19 protein-coding genes are annotated in these 18893 nt (G+C 49.9%); 6 read left to right on the top strand and 13 right to left on the bottom strand.

Features of this window, described 5'->3' with window-relative positions; translation table 11 throughout:
* Positions 1 to 178 precede the first annotated feature (178 nt).
* Positions 179 to 2074, top strand: a complete 1896-nt coding sequence (locus tag L2713_RS17400) for a DUF885 domain-containing protein (RefSeq protein ID WP_248968739.1) — start codon at positions 179 to 181, stop codon at positions 2072 to 2074.
* Between the two features lie 90 nt (positions 2075 to 2164).
* On the opposite strand, the gene L2713_RS17405 is transcribed toward L2713_RS17400, so the two are convergent.
* The 3 genes from L2713_RS17405 to L2713_RS17415 form a co-directional block, all read right to left on the bottom strand.
* Entirely contained in the window at positions 2165 to 2896 is a 732-nt protein-coding gene (locus L2713_RS17405) for a hypothetical protein (protein ID WP_248968740.1), read from the bottom strand.
* A 128-nt stretch (positions 2897 to 3024) separates the two neighbouring features.
* On the bottom strand, positions 3025 to 4038 hold the full coding sequence (locus tag L2713_RS17410) for a DUF3137 domain-containing protein (protein ID WP_248968741.1): 1014 nt from the start codon (positions 4036 to 4038) through the stop codon (positions 3025 to 3027).
* 92 nt (positions 4039 to 4130) lie between these two features.
* Positions 4131 to 4565 carry a hypothetical protein gene (locus L2713_RS17415; protein ID WP_315973158.1) on the bottom strand — a complete coding sequence of 145 codons (435 nt, stop codon included), beginning with the start codon at positions 4563 to 4565 and terminating at the stop codon, positions 4131 to 4133.
* 363 nt (positions 4566 to 4928) lie between these two features.
* Between L2713_RS17415 and mtnC the strand changes: the two genes are divergently transcribed.
* Positions 4929 to 5609, top strand: a complete 681-nt coding sequence (mtnC, locus tag L2713_RS17420) for an acireductone synthase (protein ID WP_011620924.1) — start codon at positions 4929 to 4931, stop codon at positions 5607 to 5609.
* Positions 5610 to 5671: 62 nt separating this feature from the next.
* Here mtnC and L2713_RS17425 read toward each other — a convergent pair whose 3' ends face one another.
* From L2713_RS17425 to L2713_RS17435, 3 genes are all read right to left on the bottom strand, one after another.
* Positions 5672 to 6067, bottom strand: a complete 396-nt coding sequence (locus L2713_RS17425; RefSeq protein ID WP_248968743.1) for a GFA family protein — start codon at positions 6065 to 6067, stop codon at positions 5672 to 5674.
* A 15-nt stretch (positions 6068 to 6082) separates the two neighbouring features.
* Positions 6083 to 6661, bottom strand: coding sequence for an NAD(P)H-dependent oxidoreductase (locus L2713_RS17430; protein WP_248968744.1), 579 nt, complete (start codon positions 6659 to 6661; stop codon positions 6083 to 6085).
* Positions 6662 to 6732: 71 nt separating this feature from the next.
* Entirely contained in the window at positions 6733 to 7086 is a 354-nt protein-coding gene (locus L2713_RS17435) for a MerR family transcriptional regulator (protein ID WP_248968745.1), read from the bottom strand.
* Positions 7087 to 7269: 183 nt separating this feature from the next.
* Between L2713_RS17435 and L2713_RS17440 the strand changes: the two genes are divergently transcribed.
* Together L2713_RS17440 and L2713_RS17445 are read left to right on the top strand one after the other, a co-directional pair.
* A complete protein-coding gene (locus tag L2713_RS17440; protein WP_041416664.1) occupies positions 7270 to 7698 on the top strand; it encodes an acyl-CoA thioesterase in 429 nt (142 codons plus the stop codon).
* 59 nt (positions 7699 to 7757) lie between these two features.
* On the top strand, positions 7758 to 8021 hold the full coding sequence (locus L2713_RS17445) for a GNAT family N-acetyltransferase (protein WP_011624720.1): 264 nt from the start codon (positions 7758 to 7760) through the stop codon (positions 8019 to 8021).
* 20 nt (positions 8022 to 8041) lie between these two features.
* Here L2713_RS17445 and L2713_RS17450 read toward each other — a convergent pair whose 3' ends face one another.
* The 7 genes from L2713_RS17450 to L2713_RS17480 form a co-directional block, all read right to left on the bottom strand.
* Positions 8042 to 8590: an HPP family protein gene (locus L2713_RS17450; RefSeq protein WP_089066628.1), complete on the bottom strand. Its 549-nt coding sequence runs from the start codon at positions 8588 to 8590 to the stop codon at positions 8042 to 8044.
* A 118-nt stretch (positions 8591 to 8708) separates the two neighbouring features.
* On the bottom strand, positions 8709 to 9119 hold the full coding sequence (locus tag L2713_RS17455; RefSeq protein WP_011624719.1) for an acyl-CoA thioesterase: 411 nt from the start codon (positions 9117 to 9119) through the stop codon (positions 8709 to 8711).
* Between the two features lie 107 nt (positions 9120 to 9226).
* On the bottom strand, positions 9227 to 11716 hold the full coding sequence (locus tag L2713_RS17460) for a toxin-antitoxin system YwqK family antitoxin (RefSeq protein WP_248968746.1): 2490 nt from the start codon (positions 11714 to 11716) through the stop codon (positions 9227 to 9229).
* 140 nt (positions 11717 to 11856) lie between these two features.
* A complete protein-coding gene (locus L2713_RS17465; RefSeq protein WP_011715361.1) occupies positions 11857 to 13650 on the bottom strand; it encodes an AMP-dependent synthetase/ligase in 1794 nt (597 codons plus the stop codon).
* Between the two features lie 128 nt (positions 13651 to 13778).
* Entirely contained in the window at positions 13779 to 15089 is a 1311-nt protein-coding gene (locus tag L2713_RS17470; RefSeq protein ID WP_248968747.1) for an ABC transporter permease, read from the bottom strand.
* Positions 15086 to 15949, bottom strand: coding sequence for an ABC transporter ATP-binding protein (locus L2713_RS17475; RefSeq protein WP_011715359.1), 864 nt, complete (start codon positions 15947 to 15949; stop codon positions 15086 to 15088). Before L2713_RS17475 ends, L2713_RS17470 begins: the two co-directional genes overlap by 4 nt.
* 46 nt (positions 15950 to 15995) lie before the next feature.
* Complete coding sequence (locus L2713_RS17480; protein WP_011620909.1) at positions 15996 to 16361, bottom strand: GntR family transcriptional regulator; 366 nt, start codon at positions 16359 to 16361, stop codon at positions 15996 to 15998.
* Between the two features lie 146 nt (positions 16362 to 16507).
* Between L2713_RS17480 and L2713_RS17485 the strand changes: the two genes are divergently transcribed.
* Positions 16508 to 18073: an alpha/beta hydrolase gene (locus L2713_RS17485; RefSeq protein WP_380823602.1), complete on the top strand. Its 1566-nt coding sequence runs from the start codon at positions 16508 to 16510 to the stop codon at positions 18071 to 18073.
* 3 nt (positions 18074 to 18076) lie between these two features.
* On the top strand, positions 18077 to 18811 hold the full coding sequence (locus tag L2713_RS17490) for an ABC transporter ATP-binding protein (RefSeq protein WP_248968749.1): 735 nt from the start codon (positions 18077 to 18079) through the stop codon (positions 18809 to 18811).
* The last annotated feature ends 82 nt before the right edge of the window (positions 18812 to 18893 follow it).

The following is an 18893-nucleotide window of genomic DNA, read 5'->3' on the forward strand; positions in this document are numbered from 1 at the left end:
AACCATGAGTCAATCCAAAGCACTCACTAAAACGAGTAACAAAATTCTTGCGGTTTAGATGCAATAAACTGCTAGGATAACCGTTCAAATTTGAGCTTGATCACACTAAACACGGTTTAACGCTTGGGGGGGCTGTTCGATAACGGATTTGCCTCAATGTCTTTGTATGAGTAACCCGATGAAAAGAATAATAAATGCTTTAATGCTGGCCATGTTAGCAACGGGCTGTAGCGATCCAAACCCAACACAGACCAATCAAACCGCTGAGCAGGCCAAGGCCGAAAAGGCCGTCCAAGTATTGAGCCTTAAGCAACAACTTGCGCCAATCACCCAGCGTTATTTTGCCCTTAGACCCGAAATCGCTACCTATTATGGCGTGGCCGAGGATGAGGCAGGCAAGGATGTGCTTTCTAAGCTGACCGATTACAGCCCATCGGGGGAAAATCATCGCCGTAAAGCGCTTAAGGCCATATTAACTGAACTCAATGCTATCGATACCAGCCAGCTTAGCGCCTCGGAGCAAGTGAGTTTAGGCTCGATAAAATCTGAAATCGCTGGCGCATTGCTGCCAGCCGAAACCGTGGCCTATGGCACTATGCTCGGAGAATACGGTGTTTGGTTTTTACCTTATGTCGTCAACCACTTATCTGGATTGCATGTTGAATTTCCGGGGTATATGGAAGATAAGTTTGCAGTCACCACCCCTGAGCAAGCTAAGGCCTATCTTAACCGCTTAACCATGTACCCAGCCGCCATGGGCACAGTTATCGATAAGCTGGATCAAGACGTGCAAATGGGCGTGATCCCACCCGATTTTATTATCGATAAGACCATAGCCGTGTTGCAGCAACAATTAGTGCACCATGCTAATGAACATCCCTTGGTCAGCAGTTTTAAAGCCAAATTAACCGCCGCCCAAGTACCAGAAAGTGAGGCGTTGGTGAACTCAGCCGCCGAACTGGTGGAGACCAAATATTACCCTGCGACGCGCCAGTTGATTTCCGCACTGCAAGCCGTTCGCCTCAAGGCCACCCATGTGGCGGGACTCGGACACCAACCTCAAGGCGCTAAACTCTACAAGGCGATGATTAAGCACCTCGCCAATTCGGAGATGACCCCAGATGAGATCCACCAACTGGGATTAGACGAAGTTGCCCGCATTACCGCCGAGATGGATGTGTTACTCAAACAAGTGGGTTACCGCAAAGGCACAGTTGGCGAGCGCATGCAGCGATTGCTTAAGGATCCTAAATATATCTACCCCAACACCGCCGAGGGTAAACAGCAATTAATGACGGACATTCACGGCTATCTGACGAAAGTGAACGCCAAATTACCGTTGTGGTTTGGGCTGTTACCTAATCAAGATGTTGCGGTTGAAGCCGTGCCAGACAGTCGCGCCGCCGCAACCAGCGGTGCATTTTACGATGCGCCTTCTCAAGATGGTTCGCGTAAGGGCACCTTCTGGATAAGTCTGTACGATATGGCGGCGCTGCCCTCCTATTCGCTGCAAACCTTAACCTACCACGAGACCAATCCCGGCCATCATCTACAGACGCTCATCGGTCTGTCGGATACCTTGCCGCTGCTGAGTACCATTTTTTACTCTAATGCCGCGGGAGAAGGTTGGGCGCTGTATGCAGAGCGCTTAGCCGCCGAGATGGGCATGTATCAGGATAATCCGATTAATGACCTTGGCCGCTTGCAGTCTGAGTTACACCGCGCGGTGCGCTTAGTGGTCGATACGGGTATGCATGCCAAGGATTGGAGCCGTGAGCAAGCCATTGATTATGCAGTGACAACGGAAGGAATACACCTCTCTGAAGCCACGGGCGAAATCGAGCGCTATGTGGTTTGGCCGGGACAAGCCTTAGGTTACAAGCTGGGCGAGCTGAAAATTATCGAATTGCGCACTAAGGCCAAAAAAGCCTTGGGCGATAAGTTTGATATTAAAGTCTTCCACGACAGGCTGCTTGAAAATGGCGCCTTGCCCTTAGATTTATTGGAGCAAAAGATGGATCAGTGGCTCGAATCCGCTAAGGCGGCCAATGTTGCCGCCGAGACCAAGGTGTAACTCGGGTAAAACCGCTCACATTATCTCAATATAGGGGCAGCTTAGGCGGCCCCTGTCTTTTTACGGCTCCCTATGCTTTTACGTTTCAGGTTAATCCGCAAAACGACGTTGATACTTACTGCTTAAATAGCGGATCACCACAAAACCGATAACCCCTGGCAGTGTCCACGACAACAGACGCAAATTGCCATGGTCGATAAACAAACGGCTGCCACCGAAGGCGAAAAAGGCGGTGTAACAGGCGATACCCGAACCAATCATGGCGCCCAAATGCTCTATCCACCATTCTAATTTGGTCAGGGTCGCCTTAACGCTATAACGCAAGAATCCCGCCCCAACCGTAGTGCCTAACAGGCCGAAAATCATCGCGAGGATCAGCTTTTCTTGGTATCCCCATATCGCCATCACAGGGCCAAGTAACGTCAAGCTCAGCATTAACGACAAATGCAGCGGCGATTTTAATTGCTGACGCTGCGCCTTGTAACGCAGAACCAACACGCCATGCCTCACGGTTACTAGAGTTAACAAGCTGATATAGATGAGAAATATCCAAGCATTTTTACGATCTGCAATCTGCGCTGCTAAGGCGTCAGCGTTGGCCGCAGGCTGTTTAATCACCGCGAGCGGATCAATCAGGCCCGTCGTTGCCATCGCCACACCCGTCGCCGCCACTGTGTACATGGCATAAACATAATAACGGCCAAAACGACTATGGTTCGCGCTGCCCTTTTTCAGCATGGCAGGCATCCAAAATAACACTAATGCCAGTGCGCCCGCGGTAATATGCACAAATTGCGACAGGGTGAAAATCGTGTTCATCATCTTGCTCCATCAAAGTTTGAAGCTTGATATTAACGAGCACGGGGAGTCACCCATAAGTGCCAAAAGTCATGTTTTAAGCTGCCGCATAAAGCAGCCACATTCTGTGGCTGCTATTGAGGCGACTGTCGCTATAACCCGGTATGTTTATCGAGCCTTAAGGTATCGATGATCGAGAAGGTATAACCTAACTCGGTAAACATCCGCTCGATATTGAGCTTAAAATCGATGGGGCGATCTAAATCGAGTTGATTGATAAAGAAATGGTGTTTTGTCGGGATCTTAATCAGCAATTGTTTTTGATAGAAACAGGCTTCTACCTCGGCATTTAACTCGCGGCCTAGGGCCAAGAGATTTTCCATCATCAAGGGATTGAGTAAGTAGCGCGCCTCGACTTGGTCACTGCTATACACCTCAAAACAACGCTCAAAACGTACATCCTCAAGCTTGACCCGCGACAGCTTTGTCTTAAACCCCTCAATACGATTTTTTAAACTGCCCTTATCCGTGACTAACAAGGTCGTGCCGTTGAATCGCTTGGGAATATTGCACACCAGTAGCACACCATTGAAAATGGTCTCTCGCTCAACCGAGCCATTATTGTTCGATTTAGTGTTGTAAGCATCGACCTCATAAAACTGAAACGGCACCTTGTTATAGGTTCCCTTAAGGCAATTTTGCGCATACTGCTTATCGGTTTTAGGCAGCAACCCCAACTCAAGGAAGGTTGAGAAGTCCACCTTAGGTTCCCTCGTTAATGCATAATCATTGCCGAAGTACTTGAGACTAATGGGATAGAGTTTTTCAAAGGCGGCATTATAGAGTTCATTGCTTTCCTTTCCCGAGGCAATCGCCACTATCGCTATCACGGGAGTCGGCAGAAACGCGCCAATCATCAAAGGCACAAAATAATCCATAGGCACCAGCATAAACTGCACCCCGAGCAGCCCAGCGAAGGCACCCAAAATCACCGTGATGCATATGTAGTAGATTGGGGTGGTGAACTTGGCATTTTCACGCCGCCTTTGGTTCACGCCTTCACGCTTTGCTTCAAAGGGGGCACATTTAGGGGCGATTTTTTGTTTGTAATACTTCTGAAAGGGAATACGGTGATCTTCGGGAATATCAAATTCAATCGAACTCATTGGCTCCTACTCTTACGACTCAAATCCATTTAGGCCAATGATTTTACGGATTTTATTTCAGCAAGGCCAGTTTAAGGCCAACAAATGACCGATTAAGCCCGAGCAAGCCTGCGGCTACGGCGCTGTAATAAGCCAAAAATAATCAACACTCCAAAGGTGGCGCTAAACAGAGTTAAGGCTCTGGCTACGCCATAAAAATCAGTAAGATTAAAGGCAACCCCATCCGCCCACAGCACTAAGGAACCTAAGGGTAATTGCATCGCCACCGCTGCATACCAATCGAATGGCAATCGAGGAAAAAGCCGCTGATAGCTAAATAACATCAGCCCAGAGAGCAGCAATAATAAGCCCGCATCATGGGCACCTAACCCCAGATAAACTGGGCTAGTGTGGCTGAGGTTATCGACACTTCCGAGCAAAGCGTACATATAGCCCGCCGTGGCAACCAGAGCGAAACTCACAAAGCTAAATACCGCCAACAGAATACCTAAGCCAAATGCGGGTAAATATTTCATAAACAGTCTCATCAGTGCGGGGCGCGCTCGACCTCATCCCTAAAACCCTAAAGGCGAACAAATTCAGTCGAAAGATAGTAAAGCTACAATAACAGCCAAAATTTCCCTTAGCTATTAAGACCATAGTCTTATGCCGACAACAAACTGTGGGATCATAAACAGCATAATTATCCCCACTAAATCCAGTATTTCATCCATATCCACTAGATAAGCCTCTAAAATTCCTCATTTAATTAAGTTTCAGTCGAATAGCTGAGTGATATGGTGCACAATCTCCCACGGTCTAAGGGCGAAATCCACTAGCCAATTACCCCAATAACGCTTAGGATCGGGGTTGCATTTTTTAGCCAACATATTGTGGAGTATCAAAACATTATGGGTATCAGAGCCATAGTCGTAGACACAGCAGGCACCACGACAGACCTAACCTTTATCCAAGATGTGCTATTCCCCTATTCTGTCAAAGCCTTACCAGACTTTTTAGCGCAGAACCAACACAATGTCTTGGTGGAAAACTGTATCTGCGACACCCGAGATATCGCCCTCGAACCCGATGCCGATTTAGCCCGCGTGACTGAAATTTTGCAGCAATGGGTGCATGAAGACCGCAAAGCGACCCCACTCAAAACCCTACAGGGTTTGATTTGGAAGCAAGGTTACGCCCATGGCGAATTTACAGGCCATATCTTCCCCGACTTTATCGAAGCGGTTAACCGTTTTAGTGCGCAAAAACTGCGTATTTACAGCTTCTCTTCGGGTTCGGTTGAAGCCCAAAAACTGCTGTTCAGTCACAGTGATGGCGGCGATTTAACCGAAATGTTTAGCGGCCATTTTGATACCCGTACCGGTAACAAATTAGATAAACAAGCCTACGCCAACATACTCAACACCATCAGCCTAAGCCCTAAGCAAGTGCTGTTTGTGTCCGACGTGGTGGAAGAGCTTAAAGCCGCCGAAGCCGCAGGCATGATGACCTGCCAAATGGTGCGCGACAGCAAACAACGCACCGGCGATTTTCGCACTATCAACAGTTTCGATGAGCTAGTGATCGACTAACATCGGCACTGCACACAAAAAGCGACCCTAGGGTCGCTTTTTGTTTATCTGGCAAATCAAATCTACCTGTCCGCCGGGTGATTCACCCCATCGCAAACCGGCACATCGCCTAATTCATAAGGATTAACGCCTTCGAGGCAACCAAGGTTATAGCCATATTCATTGGGATTAGAGCGCCTTTGATGATGGGTATAAATGCCGCACACGTAGCAGAAGTAATGTTTGGCCGTTTTGGTATTAAATTCGTAGCACTTTAATACGGTCTCGCCTTTGATAATCTTCAATCCCGCCAGCGGCACTGAGCCGACGATAGCCCCCTTGCGCCGACAGATAGAGCAATCACAGCGCCTCGGCTTTTCAATGCCATTGGGCAGCGATAACTCCAACACCACAGCGCCACAGTGGCAACTGGCGAGATGTTTTGCTTGGATCTGAGTATTGCCAACTTGTTTAATCACTTAAGCTCCTTTTGATTAACGCCCCAACCTGCCATGCCGTTCAACTTGCGCTTGCCAGTTTTGCACTTGTTGCGCCTTGGCATTGATCACTGGCCCCAACATTTGACTCTTGGCGCACTTAAAACCACTAAAAGCTAACGTCGCGATATCTAATTGCTTTAGGGCGGGCGCGCCCTGGAACCACTTGTAATACCAAGGCGGCGTATCCATGGTCATGATAATACGTGAGGTTCTCCCCTCGAGCAGCCGATTAGGAAAGGTTTTCCCTTGCTGATACTGAAAAGCAAAACCGGGTAAAAATGTTCGATCAATTAACCCTTTAAACTTGGCGGGTACGCTGCCCCACCAAATGGGCACTACAATCACGACATGTTCGGCCCAGAGAATGGCCTGCTGAAAGCGTTGCAAATCCGCCTCTAATGGCTGTTCTTGATGGTATCCCTGCACCAGATTAGGCTCAAACTCCAACTCGCTGAGCTTTAACAGACGCACCGAATGCGACTCGCCAGCGGCCTTGGCGTAAGTGTCGGCTAAATGTTCACACAGGCTATCGGGTTTGGGATGACCAGAAATCACCAGAATCTTTTTTGTCATAGTAAAAACCTTGAGTATTCAATATGACAACAGCTTAAGCTCTGCCCCTAGGGGCAGAGTCAAGCCTGCAATTAGGCGCGGGATTCACAGGTATCCAAACCATCAATACATGCATCGAGCCTGACTAATTTATCTTCTAATTCGCTGATCTGCCGCTGGAAATCGGCTTTGATATTCAATAAAAACTGCTGCACAGACTCAAGCTGCGCCGCCTGCTCACCCTCGGTAAACAAGTCTTTAAGTTGCGAGAGTTTAATACCTAAGGTTTTGGCCTCTTTGATCAGCATTAACTGCTTTATATCGATTGCGCTATAAGTGCGATAACGCCCCTTACGGATCGGCGCACTGATCAGTCCCCACTCCTCGTAGAGGCGAATCGCCTTGATCGACAGGCCAGTTTGCTTCGCCACAGCACCAATATACATAGTATTTAATCCATTAAAATAATTGAAAAAATCATCATAAACCTCCAAGCCTTAGCCAGCATATCACCGCGCTTTAGGCTTGTCGCTCGCACTTTATACTGCTAGTCTGGCTGCCTTAAACGAGCGTTTTAACTAGAGCTTTTGACTATGAGTAATGCAATGGAAAGTCCAACACTAAGTCCAATGGAAAAGTTTCTCGCACAGCACCCTATAGTGACCGAAATCCCCGTGGCTTGGGGCGAAATGGATGCGCTGCAACACGTCAACAACGTGGTCTATTTCCGCTATTTTGAAACCGCACGTATCGACTTTTTCAACCGCCTCTTTCCACTCGATGCCCTGTATAAATCCGGTGTTGGTCCAGTGATTAGCGAAAATCAGGCCCGCTATAAACGTCCAGTAACCTTCCCCGATACGCTATTGGTCAGCGTGAGTATCAGCGATATTCAAAGCGACAGATTTACCATGCATTATCAGGCCTTTAGTAAGCAGCAACAGGCCATAACGACTTTAGGCACTTCGGTCGCTGTGATGTTTAACTTTAAAACTGGTCAAAAAGCCGAGCTTCCCACGGAATTACTCGCCATTCTTAAACAACACGAGCAAGCTTAAGCTACCGAGTCTATGGCAACATTGCCATAACACTTTAGGCCATATCAGAGGGATGCTGTATGTCAGAAAAAGCGCCAATAGAAGTCGTTGTTGAGCATCAACAGGATCAACAACGCTTTGTGATCCCCGTTGACGGGCATGAAGCCGTGCTGGAATACCGACTCAATGGCCAGCACATCGACTTTAACCGTACCTTTGTGCCCGACGAACTACGCGGCAAAGGCCTTGCCGAACGTTTAGTCCGCCATGGCCTAAAATGGGCCAAAGCCCAAGATTTTGAGATAGCAGCCAGCTGTTGGTATGTGCAAAAGTTTTTGAAATAACAGGCTTCGCAACAGGTGTGCTAAATCCAATAGACTGGATAGTGGCGTTTGGGATCGGTGGAGAGATTATTCACGACCAGCGCCACCAGCAATAACAGTAGTGAGCCGAGAAAGACAGGCATCAACGCATAGAGAAATCCGAGTTGATGCACGTTCTCGCCGCCTATCACGGCAATTAATGCCGTAGCGCCGCCCGGTGGGTGCAGCGTGCGAGTTAAATACATCAATGCGATGGCTAGTGATACGGCTAGCGCACTCGCGAGCACCATATAATCGGCAAACACTTGATAAACAGCCACACCAATCAGTGCTGATAACACACTGCCGCCAATCAAGTTACGTGGCTGAGAAAACTCTGCCAGCGGCGCGCCATAGACTAATACCGCCGACGCCCCAAATGAGCCAATCACAAACATGGTGCCGAGTAGATTATCGCCCATATAACTGGCGAGACTGGCGACTAAGTAAATGCCGCAAAAGGCCCCTACCCATGACCAAACGATCTTTTTCAGGGGTTGTCGTGGCGGACAGATGTCCTTAGAACGCATTCGGGTGAAGTAAAATCTCATGCTAAATCCGGCCGGAAGGAATAAAGGCGCGGATAAGTGATCCGCATCACATTTGCGGCCGCCACGTTAACGTTTTCACCGCGCAATTGCAATTGTGCGGTGAAAGCGAATATCAGACTTATGCAGCTTCGCCGTTCAGGCTAGCTAGGATTTCACGAATATCTTCTGGGATGGGGCGACTCTTTTCGCAGCTGTAGTCGTAGTGCACTAAGGTGGTTTTCACTTCGGCGGTTTTATTACCCGCTTGCCAACAGGTTTGAGTCAGCTCGAAGCTGCTATTGCCGATACGGCTGACATAGGTTTTCACCGTCACACTCTTGCCGTAATAAGTCGGCGCGATAAAGGCCACGGTAAAGCCTGCCACTATGAGGTTCCACTGATGCAAATCCAACTCAGGATTAAAAATCTCGAAGATTGGCGTGCGCGCCGCCTCGCACCATACGGGGATCACTGTGTTGTTGATATGGCCTAGACCATCGGTTTCGGTAAATCTTGGGTGAATTTCGAGGCTGTATTCGGTGACTGACATGCAAACTTCCCTTTTGTTGTTCTTATACTTTTATGCTGTGAATGGGATAAACAAGGCACTTGCCCCGTTTATCCCCACCAAGCCTAACAGAAATAAGAAGCGCGATGCTAGAACTGGCAGCTCGCGGTCTCTGGGGTTTGCTTGCCGTTAGCATCGTACTTTTTCATACAACCAGCCTTACCCATATCGAATATTTTTTCGTATTTCAGCTTGCCACTGCTGTCGTAGGACTTAAACACACCATGGCTTTTAGGGTTCTCTAAGTGATAGATTTTGCGCCCCTTAGTCACATGGGAAAAATCCGAGAATCCGGGTTCCTCTTGATAGATAACCCCGTTGATATAGCGCTTATGCACCACATGCTGCTCATCGATACGCAGCATTTCGCTGGCTAACTTACCATTCTGGTCGTAACAAACTTTATCCACGGCATAATTGCTGTCGAGATCCTCGATACAACTCACGGCACCATTATCAAAGTACTCCCGCTGGATACCACAACGCGCAATGGCGTTATCCCAGAAATAAGGTTCACCGTTCCAGGTTTCGCCTTCTTGCTGGCAATAGTTCCACAAACTCTTTAACTGACCGTTAGGATAGAAAGTGTAATGGGGGCCTGAAAGACGGTTATTGATAAGATGACCATATTGGACGAGCGAATAGCCGCCGTCAGTGGAATAGCGGATGCTTGGGCCATATTCCTGACCCGCTTTATAAGTCTGCAAGGACATTAAGCGACCGTTAGAATCGAATCGATATTCTTTATGAACCGCCCCATTGGTGTAATAAGTTAATTCGGATAGTTGGCCGCCGCGATACACTCGCTGCTCACCGTCTTTAATCGAGCTAGTTTCAGCATTTTTTACGCTTAATACGCCCTCGCAATCGCCTGCGTAGGGTTCTTTTCGCATCATGCATTCATCCTGCGAGGGTTTAAGTGTTACGGCGTCATTAAACTTATACTGACTCAGCTCATTCAGATCGCCGTTAGGCTCGAGCCACATTTGTGGGCCATCCAACTCCCCTTGACGATAGTTAGCTACATTGCTGACGGTATTCGGGGCGGAATACCATAGACTTTCACCATGGAGGCGGCCCTTATCGTAATGTTTAAGGGCGAACATAAAATTATCTTTATTGAATAGCTTAGCCTCACCTTGGCGTAGGCCATTCTCATAGTTGACTTCGGTCTTGTAGAGATAAGTCACCGATTGCTTAGTGGTAAAAGCATCGTTCTCATCGGGCGTTCGAATATATACCCAAGTGCCTGAACGTTTACCATCGAGGTAGCTGCCTTCACCGGTTTGAAAGCGATAATCCCCCTGGGTAACCTTTTCCACCCAAGCGCCTTGTTTTACGCCCTTTTGGTATTGCCCTTTGCTGCCATCGGACTCAAGCCACTCGCCATCTTTTACGCCATTGAGATAAATGCCCTTTTCGGACAACTTCTTCGCGCCTTCGGTGCTGGAATCGTAATCTGGGGTATAGATTTCACTCGGGCCATCGGGCACGCCCTTGTTGTAGTGAATAAAGCCGTAGTTATCGGCATCATCCATCATGGACTGCAACACCCATTTACCCTGTTTCTTACCGTCGAGGTACTCGCCTTCCCAATAGGTTTCACGGCTGTCGGCTTCAATCCACTTACCCACTTGCTTACCCAGCTTATAGTCACCGGCATACATCACACTGCCATTGCGGGCATCGTAGGCGGCAAAGTGACCATCAAGCTCACCCTGCACATAATGGGCTTCACTGGCAACGCCAGCCCAAGTACTGCCCATACTCATAAATTCGTAAAAAGGCCCAGTTCGCGGGATTTTCTCGCCACCATTTTTAAGCCAATCGATGTCGTCGGCCTCATAACCAATGGCCACCAGCATAAAGCTGTTATCTTCTTCGACGTAGGCGCTGCGATCAAAGGTTGCCACCAGACTGTATTTTCGTTCACGCCCCTCGGCATCCTTATCAGTGCGAGTCAGGGGATAGCGCAGCTTGTATTCCACTGCGCTTTTGATATCCGTCGCCGAACCTTCAGAATTGCGATAGCCAATTAAGGTCGGTTTGAGTTTTGAGGTACCATCAAGAATCGCTTTGATGTCAGCATCTTGAACACCCTCAGCCTCATAGGTCATACGGTACTGCTGCGGTGGCAACTGGCTTAATACTTTGCGAACACCGACGACGGTAAAGGTGCTAATGGTGGGTGCGACTTCATCGAGCACGGCTTGCAGGCGCGGCAGTTTAGTCAACTCCTCGCCCTCAAAACCATAACCCCGTAGATGCTGGCCATCGGCATCCTTGAGCATGACGATCACCTCTTTGGTGCCGCCCTTGTCGAAGTCATAGTAAAACACCGCCACGATTTCGGCGCGGCCGTAATCGTCAATGCGCACACCAGGCGCATCGCCGTAGAGCATTTCGCCCCATACCTGTTGATCTTTTTGATAAAAATTGAGCCATTGGCCATAGGGAAGATCCACGGGACCGTGAACCATTTTGTCATATTCCGCCGCAAGTGCAGCAGGAATAACCGCAAAAGAAGAGAGCAACACCGCACCAACTGCGGCGCATAAACGACGAATCGAAAGTTCCATTTAACTATCCTTTACACCGACACCTTGCGCCTCGTGCGCACCAGTAAGCGGGGCGAATTTTAAGCGAAGTCGGCAGCTTCAGGAAGTGGCAAACACAAAAAAGGCCGCTAAGCGGCCTTTTAGGATCAAAGATTTAACAATCAATTATTGTACATAGCATTAATTTCATGGGCGTACTTGTGGTAAATCATTTTGCGGCGCAATTTCAGCGTCGGGGTGATTAATCCCGCCTCCATCGAAAAGGCTTCAGGCAGCAGGGTAAACTTTTTGATTTGCTCAAAACCCGCCAACTCTTGCTGCAAATGCTTTAAGCGCTGCTCGAAATGTTCAACCACATGGCTGTGACGTAGCAGCTCGATAGGCGACTCGTATTTTAAGCCCTTATCCTTGGCCCAGGCTTCGAGGGATTCAAAGGCTGGCACAATCAGCGCCGTCACATAGTTACGGGCATCGGCAATCACAGCCACTTGTTCGATAAAGGGGCAACGGCCCACAGTGCCTTCAACCCGTTGCGGAGCAATGTATTTACCGTTGGAGGTTTTCATTAACTCTTTGATGCGGTCGGTAATAAATAAATTGCCATTGGCATCGAGTCGTCCCGCATCGCCTGTCTTTAACCAGCCATCTTCGAAGGCTGCTGCGGTATCTTCGGGGCGATTGTAATAACCGCGCATCACAGTGTCGCCACGGACTAAAATCTCATCGTCCTTACCTAGCTTCACCTCGATTTCGGGTAAGACTTTACCGTTCGAACCCGCAACTCGGTTATCTAGGGTATTACAGGTCACAGTAGCGTTCGTTTCCGTCATGCCGTAACCACAAAGTACCGGAATACCAATAGCATGGAAGAAAGACGCTACGTTTAAATCGAGGGCGGCACCACCGCAGGGCATAAACTTTAAGCGCCCACCGAGCACGGCTTGCAACTTGCTGTAAACCAGCTTGTGCGCTAAACGCCATTGCAAGGATAACCACAAACCGCCCTTAGCGCGGCCTTGGCTCACCTCAAACTGACGCTCGCCGACGCCCATGGCCCAGGCGAACAGTTTTTTACGGCCTTCGGCGGATTTAGCGACCTTATCCTGCACTGCGCTGTAAACCTTCTCGAGGAAACGCGGCACCACGCACAGGGTATGCGGACGCACGGCGCTGATGGCCTCTTTCACTCTTTGAGTGTTTTGCAGATACACGTTGTGGCCGCCACGGCACAGCACGTAGAAGCTCCAACCACGCTCAAACACATGGCTTAGCGGTAGGAAAGCTAACGACACATCGCCAGTGGTAAACGGCAGGATCTGATCGTGCTGACGCACAGTCGAAGCCATATTGCGGTAATCCAGCATCACGCCCTTAGGGTCGCCCGTGGTACCAGAGGTATAAATTAGGGTTAACAGGTCGTCGAGATTGGCATCCTTTAAGCGCTGCTCAAGCTCAGCACTCTGGCCATATTCTTTGGCTAACAAACTGTCTAAATGCTGATGTTGAGCCTTGTCCTGCGCCAGCTCAACACTCGCGTCGAACACAATCACATGCTCTAGGGTCGGACACTGTTTTTGCAGCTCACAGGCCAGCGCATATTGCTTAGCGTCATCGACAAAAATCACCTTAGCCGCCGCATCGTTAATGATAAAGCTGGCTTGCTCTAAGGTGCTGGTCGGGTAAATGGGGACCACAACGGCACGACTTTTCAGGGTACCTATGTCGGCACAGGTCCATTGAGGGCAGTTTTGCGACAGGATCACGCAACGGTCTTGCACTTGTACGCCAAGTTCAATCAACACCTGTGCAATTTTATGGCTGATTTGATCAAATGCCTGCCAACTGACTTGATGCCAAGGCGCAGCCATTTCAAAACCTTCCAGCGCTATAGCCTCTTTTAATGACTGGCTTTGCTGCTGTAATAGTCGAATTACGTGATATTGTTCGAGAGACATGAGTGACTCACCTTTTAGCTTACAAGTGTACCGCTTTTGCGGCATTCTACCTGAAGGCAAGCCAAAAACTAAGAGTTTTTGCTCTAATCTTGTGCAAATGTCGCCCAAATCACGCCATTTCAGGGCAATTAGAGCCCAGTAATATCACCCTGCCAGAGCTTTTTACTGCCCCAAATCAGTGCGATTTGACCAAGGATCAGTAGCACTAGATTACCCAGCGACCAATAGAGCAGACTGCCCTCGTGTTGCAGCGCCGCGAGGCTAATAGACACCCAGAGCGAATGCCCGAGCACCACCAGCATGGTCAGGCTCACCTGCAATACGCGGCGACACAAACAACCTAGCCCTAACACTAAGGCGCAGGCCCAATACGTGCTCATCACTATGTGCGCCAGCAGAGGCAAGCTCAAATCACCATCAAGCCAAGTGACAAACAGACTGCAGATTAACACGCTCAAACTGAGCAGAAGCAGCAAGCGCTGTTGACCACGACCAAAGGCCTTTACTAAGCCAGCACGGCCGTCGAAGCTTGGCATCAACAGCAGCATTTCAGTCGCCCGAGAGCGTTGTACGCGGCTCCAATGCACTAACGAGCAACTAATCACACTAAATTGTGCCAATAGCAGTAACACCGGGAAGTTCCAATGCAGCTCGTGGGAGACGATCCCAAGCCCAATGGTTAACACGGGGAGCAACAGCAGCAACACGGTCAGCATAGGACCGATAAAGAAGTTAACCGGATGCAGATAACGCTCTAACCGAGTCAAGATCCGTATGGATTGCAGGCTGGGCAGCCAAAACCAGCCCATTTCCAAGCCGTTAAGATACACACTACGCGCTTCTACCCGCCAAGGTAACACTAAGCATCGGCGCCAAATCAAAGCGGCTAACACAAACAGCACTATGATGCTCAGCCACAACGGCACTTGCTCCGCCAACTCGTTGGAAAACGGCACTAAGATAAACAGTAAAAATGAGCTGTAAAACCATTGGGTTTGCCGCAGGCACAGCAAGATAAACCCTAGGCTTATCCCTTGGGCAAAGACCAGTAACGACAGAGTATCGGTCAGGTCAAACAGCACGCATTGCAACACCGCAAGGCTAAAGGCGCCTATCAGCATCACTTCACACTGGATAAAAATATTTTGCCGATAACGGGGGATTAAGATGGAGCACTCACTCGCCATCAGGCGGATCAGCTGCCATGCCACCGCTGCCGAGGTAGACACTAGCCCCATAGTGACAAAAATATCGAAACTCGCTTTTTGCCCCGCCCATCCCGCTAACACGCTCAGAGCCAAGCCAAATATACCTGTGCCTATAAAACTCACGCTGCCCACATCAAAAAACCACAGGCGCAGCATACCGTTAAAGGGATTGAGCGAATGGCTATTGCCAATGCGGGTCGTTGATTCAACTATGGGTTTCGCGGCACTCATTTGTGCAGCTCCACAAAGAGTTGTTCCAAATTCAGCGCTTCGCTGCGCTGCACGCCAGGCAAATTAAGCTCCACATCGCCCCTATCCACCAGCACAGAATCGCCATCGCGGCTGAGGATACGCACCTGCTCAGGTAACTCGGCGCCCTCCGCGAGCTTGACTAAACGCACCTCTTCCCGCAGGGCATCAATCTCCTTAAACAGCACTAACTCGCCCTGTTTAATCAGGGCGACATGGCTCGCGACCCGTTCTAAATCTGAGGTGATATGGGATGAAAACAACACGGCCGAGCCAGATTCGAGTGCCAAGTCGAACAAATCGACCATAAACTTGCGTCTGACTATCGGGTCGAGGCTGGCCACGGGTTCGTCGAGGATCAGCAACTCGGGACGATAGGCCATCGCCATGATCAAGGCTAAGGATTGACGCTGACCAACGGACAGGCGCTGTACCTGTTGAGTCACATCTAATTCGAAGCGGGTGAGCCAATCCTGCTCTAACTGCATGTCCCAGTGGGGATAAAAACTGCGGTGTAAATCGAGGGCGCGCTCAACGGTAAAGCCTTCATAACCAAAGGGTTGCTGCGGCACATATCCGAGTCGTTCCTTAGCGGCAGAAGAAAGCTGCTCCGGCGTTTCGCCTAAGGTGCGGATTTCGCCAGAGTCCGGCGAGAGGATCCCCAAGGCGCAGCGCATTAGGGTCGATTTTCCCGCACCGTTTTGTCCCAATAGACCGACCACCATACCGGCCGATAAACGTAAGGTCAGATCCTTGAGCGCACGTTTTTCGCTGGCACCTTTGCCACGAAACACTTTGTTTACGTTAGAAAACTCTAGTATTGGGGTACAGTCTTGGTCCATCGAATTGCGTCCTTTTTATTCTCGTTTTCGCTTAGCTCGACTCAGGCTACCAACGCTCATTAATCAATTGCAGTAACTCGGGCAGACTCACGCCCAGCTGCTTTGCCTGCGCCAGCAAGGCATCTAATTGCGGCTCGAGCAGACTCACGCCCGACTCCATCGCCTCGGTACGCGCGGCGACCCTAGTCGCCTGACCACGGCGGCGCTCTAGCCAACCTTGATCGACCAATTGCTGAATCGCGCGGGACACCGTCATCGGATTGACCGCAAGATATTCAGCAATTTGGCGCACTGAGGGTAATACGTCTTCCTCTTGCAACTGGCCGCCCACAATCAAGCGCACGATTTGCTCGTGTAATTGCTTGTAAATTGGCTCACCACTGCTGGGGTTGACATTTAAAAGTTCTAACATTAGTCTTTACACACTGTATTAATACATTGATACACCGATACACTATATTTAAAGTAACACACTCATCCTGAAATGCAAAAAGGAAAGCGCTCATGATAGATAGCATGATCCACAGGAAGTCCCATAATGCCAGCGCTGACGTGGCAATGAAGCGCGTTGATACGCGCCAGCACTCGGGCAAGTTAAGCAAAAGCATCATCAGATTGAGTGCGCTGATGCTCGCCATGGGTAGCGCCACGGCTTGGGCGAGCGACAACTCAGTAAAGCCCACTGAATCCGCCAACACCTGTTATGTTGAGGGCGTGTCGGACCGCTTAAACTGCGGCTTTGTCACTATGCCGGAAAACCCCAATAAGCCCGATGGCAAACAGATCCAAGTGCATTATGTGGTCTTGCCCGCGGTGAAAAACGTCAACCACGAAGAGGCCTTACTGGCGATCGCCGGCGGCCCAGGTCAATCGGCCATAGATAACGCGGCAGGCTTCGATAGCATGCTGAACAAAGTGCGCCAGCAGCGCGATATTCTGCTTATCGATCAACGGGGCACTGGCCGCTCGAATCCACTGAACTGCGATTCAGGCCCGCAATCTCCGCTCGCCATCGACGAGGATAATGTCGATACCTTGGTCGAGGCGCAAAAATGCCGCGATCAATTGACGGGTAGCGATGTCACCCAATACGGCAGCCTTAATGCCGTCAAAGACTTCGAGGCCGTACGCGCCCATTTAGGCTACAAAAAACTGCATTTATACGGCATATCCTACGGCACGCGTATGGCGCAACTCTATATGCGTTTGTATCCCGAGCATCTAGCCACTGTCACCTTAGACGGCATAGTGCCAATGCAGCAGAGCGTATTAGAAATCGGCTCGGCAATTGAGCGCGGCTTTGACTTACTGTTTAAAGATTGCCAAGAAACCGCGGCCTGCCATGCCGAGTTTCCTGAGCTCAAGGCCGAGTTTGACCAAGTGGTCGCTAAACTCAGCCAAGGGCCAGTGATGGAGCAAGTGCACGACCCTGTTACGGGAGAAAAGACCCTACTCACTATGACGCGCTCAAAGTTTTACGGCGCTATCCGCATGGCGCTGTATCAAACCAATGTGCGCGCCTTAGTGCCCCATGCGATTCATCAGGCCGCTAAGGGTAACTACCAACCATTACTCGGGTTATTTGCCTTAACTACGGATAATGCGGGTATGGCGATGGGCATGCACGCCTCAGTCGTCTGCGGAGAAGACATGCACCGCATCACTCCGGCGATGCGTGAACAGGCCAAAAACTCCTATGTCGGCAAAACCATGCTCGAAAGCCTCGAAACCTCGTGCTCTGTGTGGAAGGTGCCTGCGGTCGATGCCAACTTTAGCGAGCCTATCAAGAGCGATATCCCCACACTGTTGCTGTCGGGCGAAATTGACCCAGCAACCCCACCGAGCTGGGGAGAGCTGGCGATGGAAAAACTCACTAACGCCAAACACTTTGTCGCGCCATACGCCACGCATGGCGTGGCCTATCAGTCCTGTGCCAATAACTTAATCGCCGAGTTAGTCCGTACTGGTTCGGTCAAAGATCTCGATGGTGAATGTTTGAAGAAGGATGTGCGCCGTAGCTTCTATTTAAATGCCAGCTCGGTTGAGCCACTCGCGACCGAAGCCGCAACCCACTCTGCCAAAGATAAGTCCAAGGATAAGCCCAGTACTGGAGCCAAGGAGTAAGTCATGATCAAAGTATCCCATCTTTCCAAGCGCATCGGCGAAGTGCAGGCCCTAAACGATTTGAGCTTCGTGGCCGAAAACGGCCAGATCACCGGCCTGCTCGGCCCCAATGGCGCGGGTAAAACCACCTGTTTACGCACGATTTTCGGCCTGTTAAAGCCCGACACTGGCACGGCGGAAATCGAAGGTATCGACGTTGCCATCGACCCGATTGGCGCTAAGCAGCAGTTAGGCTTATTCCCCGACCCGTTCGGTCTATATGAGCGCTTAACACCGCGGGAATATATCCGTTACTTTGCCGAACTCAGCGGTTTATCCGCGAGCGATGCCAAGTCGGCCACCGATAATGTCATCGCCAAATTGCGCCTCGAAGATATCAGTGACCGCCGCTGTAAAGGCTTCTCCCAAGGGCAAAGAATGAAGACCGCCCTTGCCCAGGCCATAGTCCACAGCCCGAGCAATATTATCCTCGACGAACCGACACGTGGACTCGATGTAATGAGCACTCGCTTGCTGCGCGACATTCTTATCGACCTTAAGAATCAAGGGCATTGTGTGCTGTTTTCCAGCCATGTGATGCAGGAAGTCGCAGCATTATGCGACCAAGTAATCGTGATGGCGCAGGGCCGAGTGGTCGCCATCGGCAGCCCTGAACAGCTCTGCGCGCAAACGGGCAAGGCCTCACTCGAAGATGCCTTTATCCAGCTGATCGGCACCGATGAGGGGATTGCCGCATGATGACTCACAGCATTAACGCTCACACAAATTGCGATAACGCCTGCTTCGACCTCATGGCGAACAGACAAACTTGGGATAAGGA

It is taken from the genome of Shewanella seohaensis (assembly GCF_023283775.1).
Lineage (GTDB): Bacteria > Pseudomonadota > Gammaproteobacteria > Enterobacterales > Shewanellaceae > Shewanella > Shewanella seohaensis.

What these genes read in the sequence shown, in the direction of transcription:
- L2713_RS17400 (WP_248968739.1), top strand. Translation starts at nt 179, where the DNA reads ATGAAAAGAATAATAAATGCTTTAATGCTGGCCATGTTAGCAACGGGC.
- L2713_RS17405 (WP_248968740.1), bottom strand. Translation starts at nt 2,896, where the DNA reads ATGATGAACACGATTTTCACCCTGTCGCAATTTGTGCATATTACCGCG.
- L2713_RS17410 (WP_248968741.1), bottom strand. Translation starts at nt 4,038, where the DNA reads ATGAGTTCGATTGAATTTGATATTCCCGAAGATCACCGTATTCCCTTT.
- L2713_RS17415 (WP_315973158.1), bottom strand. Translation starts at nt 4,565, where the DNA reads ATGAGACTGTTTATGAAATATTTACCCGCATTTGGCTTAGGTATTCTG.
- mtnC (WP_011620924.1), top strand. Translation starts at nt 4,929, where the DNA reads ATGGGTATCAGAGCCATAGTCGTAGACACAGCAGGCACCACGACAGAC.
- L2713_RS17430 (WP_248968744.1), bottom strand. Translation starts at nt 6,661, where the DNA reads ATGACAAAAAAGATTCTGGTGATTTCTGGTCATCCCAAACCCGATAGC.
- L2713_RS17435 (WP_248968745.1), bottom strand. Translation starts at nt 7,086, where the DNA reads ATGTATATTGGTGCTGTGGCGAAGCAAACTGGCCTGTCGATCAAGGCG.
- L2713_RS17440 (WP_041416664.1), top strand. Translation starts at nt 7,270, where the DNA reads ATGGAAAAGTTTCTCGCACAGCACCCTATAGTGACCGAAATCCCCGTG.
- L2713_RS17445 (WP_011624720.1), top strand. Translation starts at nt 7,758, where the DNA reads ATGTCAGAAAAAGCGCCAATAGAAGTCGTTGTTGAGCATCAACAGGAT.
- L2713_RS17450 (WP_089066628.1), bottom strand. Translation starts at nt 8,590, where the DNA reads ATGAGATTTTACTTCACCCGAATGCGTTCTAAGGACATCTGTCCGCCA.
- L2713_RS17455 (WP_011624719.1), bottom strand. Translation starts at nt 9,119, where the DNA reads ATGTCAGTCACCGAATACAGCCTCGAAATTCACCCAAGATTTACCGAA.
- L2713_RS17460 (WP_248968746.1), bottom strand. Translation starts at nt 11,716, where the DNA reads ATGGAACTTTCGATTCGTCGTTTATGCGCCGCAGTTGGTGCGGTGTTG.
- L2713_RS17465 (WP_011715361.1), bottom strand. Translation starts at nt 13,650, where the DNA reads ATGTCTCTCGAACAATATCACGTAATTCGACTATTACAGCAGCAAAGC.
- L2713_RS17470 (WP_248968747.1), bottom strand. Translation starts at nt 15,089, where the DNA reads ATGAGTGCCGCGAAACCCATAGTTGAATCAACGACCCGCATTGGCAAT.
- L2713_RS17475 (WP_011715359.1), bottom strand. Translation starts at nt 15,949, where the DNA reads ATGGACCAAGACTGTACCCCAATACTAGAGTTTTCTAACGTAAACAAA.
- L2713_RS17480 (WP_011620909.1), bottom strand. Translation starts at nt 16,361, where the DNA reads ATGTTAGAACTTTTAAATGTCAACCCCAGCAGTGGTGAGCCAATTTAC.
- L2713_RS17485 (WP_380823602.1), top strand. Translation starts at nt 16,508, where the DNA reads ATGAAGCGCGTTGATACGCGCCAGCACTCGGGCAAGTTAAGCAAAAGC.
- L2713_RS17490 (WP_248968749.1), top strand. Translation starts at nt 18,077, where the DNA reads ATGATCAAAGTATCCCATCTTTCCAAGCGCATCGGCGAAGTGCAGGCC.